Below are 12,013 nucleotides of genomic sequence, written 5' to 3' on the forward strand. Positions count from 1 at the left end.
TAAAGCCGCTTTTGTCTGTATAAGCAATTGCTGATGATTGCCGCCATCACACAAGCTTTGACAACATGGAGATTAATCAATTATGGACACGACCACCTTACGCCGCTTTGCCACCCCGCTGGTCATCGGCTCTTTCATGCTGATGGCCGTCACTGGCGTCATGATGTTTTTCCACCTGGAGGCAGGCATCATCAAAGCCGCGCACGAATGGCTGAGTTGGATCATGGTGCTGGCGGTGGGCGTGCATGTCAGCATGCACTGGCGTTCGTTCAGCCGTTATTTCACCCAGAAACCGGCAGTGGCGGTGGTCGGCCTGTTCGCCACGGTGTTGGTGGCCTCGATGCTGATCCAGGGCGGCGGTGAGCGCCGTGGCCCTCCCGGTGGACAGATGCAGGCGGCGCGGGTGTTGCTCAACGCGCCGTTGAACCAGTTGGCGGGCGTCACCGGCAAAACCGTGGAAGCCTTGCAAGGCCAGTTGCAGCAAGTCGGCCTAAACGCCAGCGACGCCAACACGTCATTGGAAGACATCGCCCGCCAGAACCAGCGCAACCCTGTTGAAGTGCTGAACAGCGTGCTGGCCAACCAGCCGTAACGGATGAAATGTCCTTCCTTCCGGGTTTGGCTATTCATGGGCCAAACCCGTGTGCGTAGCCTCCCTGCTGGCAATCGCCCGGTCAATGATCCCGAACAGGGCATCAGCATCAAACGGCTTTTCCAGAAAATCGAAAACACCCGCTTCCTTGGCCTCATTCCTGGCTGACTGGCCGCCATGCCCGGACATAATAATGACGGGAATGTCTTGTTCGCGCCGCCGCAAGCGCTGCACCAGTTCAATGCCGGTAATCCCCGGCATCCGCAAATCCGCCAGCACGCACCCCGCCTCCGCCAAATCAAGCCCACCCTCAAAGGCGGCTTCAAAGGCAAGGGCGGATTCATACGTGGACACGGTGAAATCCCCTGCTTCCAGCAGGAACTGGATCGAGGCGCGGACTGCATCGTCATCATCAACGATGTAGACAGTTTTTTTCATTGGCATGCACCTCATGCAGACATCTCAAACAGGCAACACAATCCGGAAGCTCATGCCGCGGTCAGGGTTCGGAAACGCGGACAACACGCCTCCATGCGCCTCAATGATGGTTTTGGAAATGGAAACACCCAAGCCCATCCCTTTCGTTTTGGTAGTAAAGAAAGGGTGAAACAGCTTTTCCAGCTCCTCCTCCGACATGCCGGGGCCTGAGTCCCTGATAATTATCTCAATATTTCCGTCCTGATTCTGCCGGGTCTGCACGGCCAATTCCTGTGGCTGCCCCTTGCTTTCCGCCATTGCCTCAATGGCATTGTGGATGAGGTTCAGCAGCACCTGCTGGATCTGGATGGCGTCCACGGCAATGCCGGGCAGGGCCCCGTCCAGCTCATAGCTGACCTGGATGCCAGCAAGCCTGGCCTCGGGCTGCCATAATTGCGCGCTGTCACGGATCAGCTGGTTGATGTCCTCCGGCTTTTTGGCCGGATGCCCGGTCTGGATGAACTCCCGCAAACGGTGAATGATGTCACCCGCCCGGTTGGCCTGGACACTGAGCTTGTCGAGCACGGGGATCAGTTTGTCCACCGCCACGCCATCGTGCTCCAGCAAACGGCGCATCCCCTGTGCGTAGTTGGAAATGGCCGCCAGCGGCTGGTTGATTTCATGCGCCAATCCGGATGCCATTTCGCCAGCGATGGCGACCCGCCCCAGATGGCTCAACTCGGCCAAATGCCGCCGCGCCTGCTCTTCGGCTTCCTTCCTGGCGGTTATGTCAATACAGGTGACGATGTAACCCAGGAAATGCCGACTGCTGGCCAGGCGAGGCACGCCGCGCCCCAGCAGCCAGCGATAGCCGTTATTATGCTGGTGCAGCCGCCATTCCACCTCAAACTCCGCCCTTGCCTGCACAGCACCCTGGAAAATCGCCAGAAAACTGTTGCGGTCATCAGGGTGGATCAACTGCGTCCAGTCATTGCCCAACTCCTCTTCCAACGAACGCCCGGTGAAATCAAGCCAGCGCTGGTTGAACCACTGGCTGTCGCCGTCCTCGTCACACAGCCAGATGAACGCCGGGGACTTGTCGCTCATGTGCCGGAAACGCTCTTCGCTTTCGCGCAGCAACGCTTGGTTGCGCGCCCGCTCAACCACCCGGCCCAGTTCAGTGCCGACCTGCTCCAGCACATCCAGCAGCTCCACCTCTTTCGCCAGCGGTTCCGGGTGGAACAATTCGATGACCGCAAACGCCTCCCTGCCCACCAACACCGGGAACGCCGCCAGCGTGTTCAGGCCGAGCTGGTGCAGGATGACGGAGCGGCTACAGCTTTCATCCAGTTCGCCGCCGCTGAGCCAGTAGCTCTGCTTGTCGCGCAGCACCCGGGCCGGCATGGATTTTTCTTCCCCCAACGCCAGTTCCTGGGTCGCCTCCAGCAATGGCCGGTAACGCTTCTCCGCCTTGGCCGACCACAGGCCCGCGTGTTTGAGGTTCTGCTCCTTGTCGACCGTCAGCATGTAGGCGTGGGCCAGCGGCCAGCCCAATGCGGAACACAGGCGGTTGATGATGGCCTCCACCGCTGGCGCAATCGCCTCGGCGTGGTTGGCGAGCTTGGCCACATCGCGCAACAGGTTGGCGTAACCGGCGCGTTTCGCCACCCGCACTTCCAGCGTTTGGTTCATTGCCTGAAGTTCGTTTTGCGCCTGCTTCAACTGGCTGACATCCGTCCAGGTGATCAGCACGCCATCAATGCGGTTGTCCTGGGTGCGGTAAGGCACCACCCGTTGCAGGAACCATCTCCCCTGCGTGGTCTGCACTTCCCGTTCAACCGTTTCCAGCCTGTCCAGCACCCGCTGCGCATCCTGCAACAAACCGGAATCGATCACCAGGGTGGCGATGTCCTCCACTGAACGGCCAATATCGGAGGGGATCAGCTTGAACAAGCGCGTGGTGTAAGGCGTGTAACGCTTGATGCGGAACTGCGTGTCCAGGAACAGGGTGGCCAGATCAGTGCTGCTGAACAGGTTGCTCAGGTCGTCATTGGCGGCGGCCAGCTCGGCCACCTTGTCCTGCAACTGGGTGTTGACGGTATTGAGCTCTTCGTTGACCGACTGCAATTCTTCCTTGGAGGTTTCCAGTTCCTCATTGGTGGATTGCAGTTCCTCATTCATCGACATGACTTCTTCATTGGAAGCCTTGAGCTCCTCGTTGGAGCTTTCCAGCTCCTCGATGGTGCTCTGCAAATCCTCGCGGGTGCCCGCCAGCTCCGCTTCCAGTTGATGCACGATGTTTTCATCGATATCGCCATCGTGATGCTGTTCACTGACACCGCTGCTGATGTGCTCTCCCGGAATGAAAGCCACCAACAGCAGGCCATCATCCGGGCGCGAGGAACTCATGACCGGGCTGACCACAATGTCCGCCTGATGGCGGCTTTTATCCGCATGCTGATAATCGGCCGTCACCTGCACCCGGCAGCTTTCACGGCGCGCCTTGAGCACCGCCGAACGCAGCTTGGTGCGCAAACCGTCGCGCGCCATGTAAACCAGGTTCTGGGTCGGCTCCCCCGTCGGCTGGATAAGATACTCGCCGGTAGCGCCGTAGTAATACAGGATCTGGTCATTGCGGTTGACCAGCACCGCAGCAGGGGCAAACTCTTCCAGCAACGCTTGTTGCGCCAGGGCGGCGGAGGTCAATTGCGGCGTATTGGCGCGGATCGGCAAAACCGGCCCCTTGCCCTGCTCGGACAAAATCGGGAACTCCAGCCCACCGGGATGCCGTGAGCCAATACGCTGGTAGACACGGAATTTCTTGTTGACGGTATCGAACAGGCCGCTCTGCTGGCCGATGGTTTCCGAGCCGCCCAGGAACAGGTAGCCATCCGGCTTGAGCGCGAAATGGAATAGGGAAAACAGTTTCTTCTGGATTTCCGGTTTCAGGTAAATCAGCAGGTTGCGGCAACTGATCAGATCCAGCCGGGAAAACGGCGCATCCCGCACCACATTCTGCGAGGCGAACACGATCGATTCCCGCAGCGGCTTGACCACCCGGTAATGCTCGCCGACTTTCTCAAAAAACTGTTCCAGCCGCCGGGGCGAAACATCCGAGGCGATACTGTCGGGGTAAACGCCATTGCGGGCGGTTTCCAGCGCCACTTCATCGATATCCGAGGCGAATATCTGCAACTGCGCATTACAATTCCTGGCCTGTAGGCGCTCCATGAACAGGATGCCGATCGAATAGGCCTCTTCCCCGCTGGCACAGCCCGGCGCCCACACCCGCAACACATCGTCGTTGTGGGCATACTCCACCAGCTTGTCGACAACGTCCTCTTCCAGAATCTTGAAGGCGTCCTCATCGCGGAAAAAACTGGTGACGCCGATCAGCAAATCCTTGAACAACTGGGTCACTTCATCCGGCTGGGAACGCAGGTAATGGATGTAGTCTTCCGGCTTGTCGATCTGTTTCAGCCCCATGCGGCGCTGGATGCGGCGGGTCAGCGTGCCTTTCTTGTAGCAGCGGAAATCGTAATTGGCGCGCGCGCGCAAAATCCCCAGGATGGTTTGCAGGTAATCCTCCTCATCCTCTTTCAGGGAAGAGGAGGCGTGGCTGACATACGGGTGCCGGATGTACCGGACCAGGGTCGCGGCCATGTCCTCCACATCCAGCACTTCGTCCACCACGCCGGTATTGATCGCATTGCGCGGCATGCCGTCATACTGGGCGCTGGCGGGCGACTGCACCATCACCATGCCGCCATTTTCCTTGATGGCCTTGATGCCCTGGGTGCCGTCGGAACCCGTGCCGGACAGGATGATGCCGATGGCTTTTTCCTGCATGTCCTCCGCCAGCGAGCGCAGGAAAAAATCGATGGCCATGCGCATGCCGCGCCGCTCCACCGGGTCGGAAAGCTTCAAGGTGGCATTGCTGAGGAAAAGGTATTTGTTGGGGGGAATGACATACACATGGTTCGCCTGCACCACCGTTTCCTCCCGGATCTGCACCACCGGCATGGAGGTGTAGTTCGACAACAGGTCGGCCATCAGGCTTTCATGATTGGGGTCAAGATGCTGGATCAGGACGAAACAGACCCCGGTATCGTCCGGCAAAGTCCGGAACAGGCGTTTCAGCGCTTCCAGCCCACCTGCTGACGCGCCTATCCCTGCGACAACGGGTATGGCTGCTCGGGTCGTATGATAATCATTGGGGGGTTTGTTGTCCGGCATGACGCATCTTGTCTCGCTTACCCGCTACACTACGGGCCGACAAATCAATGTCTGATGAAAATGAGCTTGCTTCAAGAATAGTCGATCGCCTAGCCGCGAACCAGCCAAATCCTCTTTTTGGAGAAACAACAGGCACCTGCCTGCCTGTGCAGCAAATCGCCGCTGACTGTCACGCGGCCTTGCCCGGAAACCCAGCCAGCAGTTTTTCCAGTTCATCTATATCGACAGGCTTGGGCATGTGGCGGTCAAAACCGGCTTCCTGTGATTTTTTGCGGTCTTCCGCCTGGTTGTAGCCGGTCACGGCGAAAATCGGAATGTCGCAAAAACCTGCGCCACGGATCGCCCGGCAAGCGTCATAGCCATTGATGCCGGGCAGGCCAATGTCCAGCAAGATGGCGGTGGGCTTTTCCTGCAAGGCCAGGGCGATGCCTTCCTTGCCGTCAAACGCCATCAGCACTTCGTGGCCAAACAACCGCAATAGCATGGCCATGCTGTCAGCCACGTCCGGGTTGTCCTCCACCAGCAAAATACGGTGCCCCATACGGGATTTCGCCGCCTTGCTGGCGCTTGAATCCGGGCAAGAAGCCGGTTTCCTATAAAGCTGCTGTCCCACTAACAAAGCGACCCTCCTTACCAACGACCTCGCAGTAATCAACGGAATACTGACGGAAAAATTATTGTTGTTCCGACCGCTCCACCATCCGGAGCCAATATTCCCAGCAAAATATTAGACAATAACATCGCTTTTTGCCCAATTCATTTATACCGAAAAAAATTATCACCAAGTGGCCAGCAATTCCTCCAGCACATCCACGTCAACCGGCTTGGCCAAATGCTGGTTGAAACCGGCCTCCTGGGCTCTTTTACGGTCTTCTTCCTGCCCGTAACCGGTCAAAGCCACGATCATGGCGCGGGTCAGGCCAGCCTTGCGCATGGCGCGGCAGGCTTCATAGCCATTCAGGTAAGGCAGGCCAATGTCCAGCAGCACCACGTCAGGCTGTTCGCGCAAGGCGATGCTCACCGCTTCCCGGCCATCGTAAGCAATGATGATTTCGTGGCCAAACAACTTGAGCAGCATGGCCATGCTGTCGGCCACATCCGGGTTATCGTCCACCAACAGGATACGTTTGCCGCGAGTCGGCATCTCCTCTGCATCAACCGCCATACCTTCCCCTGATTGTTCGGGCCGCAGGCATGGCAAATGGATGACAAACTCGCTGCCCTTGCCACGCCCCTCGCTGAAGGCTTCCACATGGCCACCGTGCATGGCGGCCAGGCTTTTGACCAGATACAGGCCGATTCCCAAACCGCCTTCAGCGCGGTCGAGGTTGCGGTCCACCTGGTAGAACATGTCAAACAGGTTCTCCAGTGCGGCTGGCTCCATCCCCCTGCCGTTGTCCTTGACGCGGATGAGGGCTTTCCCGCCAACAGAGCCAGGGCGTTGCTCCAGCATCAGGGAGATATGGCCGCCTGCATCGGTGTATTTCGCGGCGTTGTTCAGCAAATTGCTGATAATTTGCGCCAGACGGGTGGAGTCCCCATCGACGCAGATTTCCGCCTGCGGCAGGCGGACCTTGAGCTGGTGGTTGCGGGCGTCGATCAACGGGCGGCTGGTTTCAATGGCCTGACGGATAATGTCCGCCAGGTTGACCCGCTCTTTTTTCAGCTTGATCTTGCCACGGGTGACCCGCGACACATCCAGCAGGTCGTCCACCAGCCGGACCAGATGCCTGACCTGCCGCCCGACCATATTGGTGGTCTGTTCTATCTCCGGATTGCCCTGCTGCGTGATGCGCAGGATCTGCACAGCGTTGCTAATGGGTGCCAACGGATTGCGCAACTCATGTGCCAACATCGCCAGGAATTCATCCTTGCGGTGATTGGCCTCCAGCAGGGCCAGCTCCGCCAGCTTGCGCTTGGTGATGTCCTGGGTGATGCCGAAACCGCCCAGCAGGACACCACTGTCATCCAGCTCCAGATAGGCTTTTTCCCGCACCCACTTGACCTCGCCATACGCCACGATCCTGTGCTCAATGTCGTAAGGTTCGCCATGCATGCCCGCCTGCCATTGGCGGTCGACATAATCCCTGTCATCGGGGTGGATGGCGTTGAGGAATGATTCATAGGTCAGCGCCGTCCCTTCCGGGACGCCAAAAATGCGGTAGTTTTCATCCGACCAGGTCAGCACGTTATTTCGCACGTCCAGACGCCAGCTACCGATCTGCCCGACCGCCTGGGCGCGTTGCAGATCTTCCCGGCTTTCCCGCAACGCTTCCTTGGAGCGCATCCATTCGGTAATCTCCTCCGTCGCCACCAGGATGCCGCCCACTTGCCCGTTGCTGCGCTTCCACGGGATGATTTCCCACTTCACCCATTGGGTGGAACCGTCTTGCCGGACAAAGGAGTCCTCATCCCCGCGCAAGGTTTCACCGTTCAGGCCGCGCTGGTGCACCGCCTTCCAGCGCTCAGGGATGTCAGGGAACACCTCGTAATGCGAACGCCCCAGCAATGGCTCATCCAGCGGCAGCCGGAAATCCTGCTTCCAGCGGTTGCTGACCGCCAGATAACACATGGCATGGTCAAACATGGCGATGCTGGTTGGTGCATGTTCAATGAACAGCCGCAGCAGCGCCTCGCTTTCCTTCAGCCGGTCTTCGGTGCGCTTGCGTTCGGAAATGTCGCGCAGGATCGCGGTGAAAGATTTCTCCCCATTGATGCTGACCTGGGAAATGGAAGCCTCCACCGGAAACTCCTCCCCATTCGCCCGCCGCCCGACAACAATGCCCAGATTGCCCATTTTGCGGTTGGCCGTCCCAGTCCGCCCGAACATGGCGATATGCTCCCGGTGGCCATGTTGAAAACGCTCAGGAATAAAACGGTCCACCGCATCGCCGATGACTTCAGCGGCAGTGCAGCCAAACATCTTTTCGGCAGCGGCGTTGAAAAACACAATCTGCTGGCTGGCGTCGATAGTGATGATGGCATCCATCGCCGACTCAACAATCCCGGCGTAACGGCGCTGGCTTTCCTTTAGCGCGCGTTCGGTTTGCTTCTGCCGGGTGATGTCCTGGGCAAGGCCAATCAGGTGCGCCGGTTTGCCCCCTTCATCAAACTCCACCCGGCCACTTTCATGCAACCAAACGGTGGAGCCATCCGGCTGGAGAATACGGAATTCGTTTTCGTACAGGCCATCCTGCCGCGCCAACGCCGCATTGACATTGGCGATGAAACGTTCACGGTCATCAGGGTGCACCGCTTGGCAGACGTCCTCAAACGTGTCTGGCCGCCCTTCCGGCGTCTGCGGCAACGCGGGTGAAGAGGAAACAGAGCGGCGGATTTCGTTACGCCGGATATCCCATTCAAATGAAATCATGTAGGCGGATTCCAACGCCAGCCGCAAGCGCAGCTCATTCCGGCGCAAGCGGGCTTCTTCCGCAGCCGGTTGCTGCCCCTCCCCGCCCTGGGCGGGCGGCTGCCCAGACGATGAAACATGCATTTGCTCAGGCGGGGCTGCGGCATCCTCTCTCATAGTATGCTCCCATAAACACCAACCGGTTCGTCGCCAACAATACCAGCATACTGCCACATTCCGCCAACCCAACAAAAAACACCCCATTAACCACCGGCCAGTGAGGGTGCCCATGCATTTATGCCCCAGCGAACACGCTTACCACTGCTGGTTGCGGCCACCGCCAAAACGTTGCGGCGAACGCATCTGCTCATACTTCGCTGCCTGCGCAGGCGTCAGCACCTGGCGGATTTGGGCGCGGGTATCATTCTGCAATGCTTCCATTTGCGCCCGGTCACCCTGCTGGATGCTGACGATTTCCCGCGCCTGCCCGGCGCTCAGGCCGAGTTCCTGCTGCAAGCGTTGCGCCATGTCGCCGCGCCCACCCTGTTGCCGCCATTGGCCATCCTGGCGCGTGCCGCCACGCGGGAACTGCTGGCCGTCATTGAAACCACGCTGGCGCTGTTGCTGCATCTGGTCGTAGCGTGCCGCCTGTTCAGCAGTCAGCAGGCCCCGGATGCGCGCTTGGGAGCTGTTGCGCAAATAATCCATCCGGTTGCGTTGCGCCTGCTCAATCGCATTGATTTGGCTGGCCTGCATCGGCGTCAGCCCCAATTCAGCCTGCATCCGCTCCAAATGGCGGGAGGCTGGCGCCCCATCCTGCGTGGCGGGTGCCACACCGCATCCAACCAGCGCCGCCGCCAGCAAACTGATGCCGAGTAACTGTTTCATTGATGATTCTCCAGTCTTGTTATTGGAGTTCATAGTATCCATCCCCTGCCTGTAAAGATACGTAAAGCCACATGTAAAGAAATGTAAAACCCTGCGCCTCCCCCATAGGTTCGCCGTATCATCCAAGCTATGCAGAAACCCGAAAAGGCAGCCATGAGCAAGTTACTACTGGTCGACGACGACATTGAACTCACCAATATGCTGAAAGAATACCTGGAACGCGAAGGTTTCAGCGTGGACGCCGTGCATGATGGTGAATCGGCCGTCCGCGCCGCCATGAACGGCGGTTACGCGCTGGCGGTGCTGGACGTGATGATGCCCGGCATGAGCGGCATCGAAGCCCTCAGCCGCATCCGCACCCACAGCCAGATGCCGGTGCTGATGCTCACCGCGCGCGGCGACGACATCGACCGCATCATCGGCCTGGAGCTGGGCGCGGACGATTACGTGCCAAAGCCCTGCATGCCGCGCGAACTGGCCGCCCGCATCCGCGCCATCCTGCGCCGTTCCAACCCGGAAACCATCGCTGGCGGGCACGACCCCTTGCAGGTGGGGGAACTGATCCTATGGCCGGAAAAACGGCAGGCCGCCTGGCAGGACGCGCCGCTGGAGCTGACCAGCACCGAATTCAACCTGCTGGAAGTGCTCGTCCGGCAGGCAGGCCAGACCGTCAGCAAAACCGATTTGTCATCCCTTGGGCTGGGCCGCAGCCTGACCCGTTACGACCGCAGCATCGATGTGCACATGAGCAGCATCCGCCACAAGCTCGGCAACCTGCCGGACGGGCGTTCCTGCATCCAGACTGTGCGTGGCGTCGGCTACCAATTGGTGTGGGAGTGAGGGATGGGAAGGCTGTTCTGGAAAATCCTGCTCACCTTTTGGCTAACCCTGCTGGCGGCAGGCGGCGTGGCCGGAGCCACGGTCTGGATGCACCGCAGCGCCCTGCAAGACGTGGAAAAGGATGTTGTCATCCGCCCCAGCTCCATCCTGGCGGTGAAGGCGGCCGCCAACACCTTCCTGTATGGCGGCGCGGCGGCCTTGCACAACATGTTGCAAGAACAACGGGATGAAGCCCCTGGCGACTTGCAAATCTACGCGGTCGACGTCGACGGCAAGGAATTGCTGGGGCGCGCCGTTTCCAGCGACACCCTGCAACGGGTGCGCGACAGCCTGAAAGGCAACCTCAAACTGCCGATCGTGCGCCAAGTGCAATCCGGCGTGGAAAATTTCATCCTGTTTGCGCCGCTGGCCGGACAGTTCCCCCAATTCCAGCAAAAGCAGCGCCTGCCGCCTGCGTATCACTTCCCTCCGGCAGTCCTGATTGTTTCCGGCATCGTCATCAGCTTCATCTCCAGCTTCCTGCTGGCGTGGTACTTCTCCAAGCCCGTCCAGGTGTTGCGCCAGGCATTCGGCGCGGTCGCAACCGGCGACCTGAGCCAACGGGTCACGCCTGCCATCGGTTCGCGCCGGGATGAAATCGCCGACCTGGGCCGCGCATTCGACGACATGACCGCGCAATTGCAGAACCTGATGGCCTCGCAGCGCCGCCTGCTGCATGACGTTTCCCACGAATTGCGCTCCCCGCTGGCGCGCCTGCAAGTCAGCATCGGGTTGGCGCGCCAGCAGCCGGAAAAAATGAGCGGCAGCCTTGACCGCATTGAACACGAAGCGGCGCGGCTGGACACATTGGTTGGTGAAGTGCTGACCCTTTCCCGCCTTGAATCCGGCACACCGCAGGCTAAGGACGAGTACATCGACATACTGGAACTGGTGGATGCGGTGATTGACGACGCCCGTTTTGAGGCCAAAGCCCTGGACCGGCGCGTCTCCTTCCATTCGGATCTGGAGGAAAACCCCATCATTCAGGGGCATGGCGAACTGCTTTACCGGGCGCTGGAAAACGTGGTGCGCAACGCCATCCACCATACCCCGCCAACCACCATGGTCACGCTGTCCATCCACAAGGACACCGCTTCCGCCCTGCACATCACGGTCGATGACCAAGGGCCGGGGGTGCCGGAAAGCGAGCTGGACAGCATTTTCAACCCATTCCAACGCAGCAGCGCTGGCAGCTCCACCCGCAACGGGCATGGCCTTGGCCTGGCAATCGCCCGCCGTGCGATTGAAAGCCATGGCGGCAGTATCCGTGCCACCAACAGGCCGGAATGCGGGCTGCGGATCGCCATCACCTTGCCCTTGCAACAACAGCCAGCACTATAAACGCAAGTCCCTTACCCTAGTTTCCATACGAAAAAGGCGGGTTTATCACCCGCCTTTTGCAACTGTATCCCCTGTTTTGCCGATTATTTTTCGGCAATTGTCACGGCTGGCGCCACCTGCGCTTGCTGTTGGACAGAGGCCTGCTGCGTTTGTGCATTGGCCTGCACCTGCGCGGTTTTCTGGATCTTGGCGTTAGTTGCCGCACCCATGCCGCCGATTGCGATAGTCAGCAGGAAACCAAGCGTCAATGGATCAATAACCCCACGCATTTTTTTCATATTCATGATATTCACCTATTTGTTACAATT

General features: G+C 59.2%; 9 protein-coding genes. 3 read left to right on the forward strand and 6 right to left on the reverse strand.

The features are described from left to right. Positions 1 to 82 precede the first annotated feature (82 nt). On the forward strand, positions 83 to 592 hold the full coding sequence (locus tag VSS37_RS11345) for a DUF4405 domain-containing protein (protein ID WP_324695293.1): 510 nt from the start codon (positions 83 to 85) through the stop codon (positions 590 to 592). 30 nt (positions 593 to 622) lie between these two features. Here the strand turns inward: VSS37_RS11345 and VSS37_RS11350 are convergent, their stop codons facing one another. From VSS37_RS11350 to VSS37_RS11370, 5 genes are all read right to left on the reverse strand, one after another. Further along, a complete protein-coding gene (locus VSS37_RS11350; protein WP_324695295.1) occupies positions 623 to 1,030 on the reverse strand; it encodes a response regulator transcription factor in 408 nt (135 codons plus the stop codon). Positions 1,031 to 1,054: 24 nt separating this feature from the next. Beyond that, positions 1,055 to 5,245: a chemotaxis protein CheB gene (locus tag VSS37_RS11355; protein ID WP_324695297.1), complete on the reverse strand. Its 4,191-nt coding sequence runs from the start codon at positions 5,243 to 5,245 to the stop codon at positions 1,055 to 1,057. A gap of 169 nt (positions 5,246 to 5,414) precedes the next feature. Beyond that, positions 5,415 to 5,786, reverse strand: coding sequence for a response regulator (locus VSS37_RS11360; protein WP_324695299.1), 372 nt, complete (start codon positions 5,784 to 5,786; stop codon positions 5,415 to 5,417). Positions 5,787 to 6,023: 237 nt separating this feature from the next. Then, positions 6,024 to 8,774, reverse strand: coding sequence for a PAS domain S-box protein (locus tag VSS37_RS11365; RefSeq protein WP_324695301.1), 2,751 nt, complete (start codon positions 8,772 to 8,774; stop codon positions 6,024 to 6,026). A gap of 138 nt (positions 8,775 to 8,912) precedes the next feature. Then, entirely contained in the window at positions 8,913 to 9,485 is a 573-nt protein-coding gene (locus tag VSS37_RS11370; RefSeq protein WP_324695303.1) for a hypothetical protein, read from the reverse strand. A 153-nt stretch (positions 9,486 to 9,638) separates the two neighbouring features. Here VSS37_RS11370 and VSS37_RS11375 point away from each other — a divergent pair, with 153 nt between their 5' ends. Both VSS37_RS11375 and VSS37_RS11380 read left to right on the forward strand, forming a co-directional pair. Further along, the gene (locus VSS37_RS11375) at positions 9,639 to 10,325 is read left to right on the forward strand and encodes a response regulator (protein WP_324695305.1); all 687 of its coding nucleotides are present in this window, start codon (positions 9,639 to 9,641) and stop codon (positions 10,323 to 10,325) included. A 3-nt stretch (positions 10,326 to 10,328) separates the two neighbouring features. Further along, positions 10,329 to 11,705 (forward strand): ATP-binding protein, encoded by a 1,377-nt coding sequence (locus VSS37_RS11380; RefSeq protein ID WP_324695306.1) that lies wholly within the window; start codon positions 10,329 to 10,331, stop codon positions 11,703 to 11,705. An 83-nt stretch (positions 11,706 to 11,788) separates the two neighbouring features. On the opposite strand, the gene VSS37_RS11385 is transcribed toward VSS37_RS11380, so the two are convergent. Beyond that, entirely contained in the window at positions 11,789 to 11,989 is a 201-nt protein-coding gene (locus tag VSS37_RS11385; protein WP_324695307.1) for a hypothetical protein, read from the reverse strand. Between the last annotated feature and the right edge of the window lie 24 nt (positions 11,990 to 12,013).

The organism is Candidatus Thiothrix phosphatis (genome assembly GCF_035668035.1).
Classification (GTDB): domain Bacteria; phylum Pseudomonadota; class Gammaproteobacteria; order Thiotrichales; family Thiotrichaceae; genus Thiothrix; species Thiothrix phosphatis.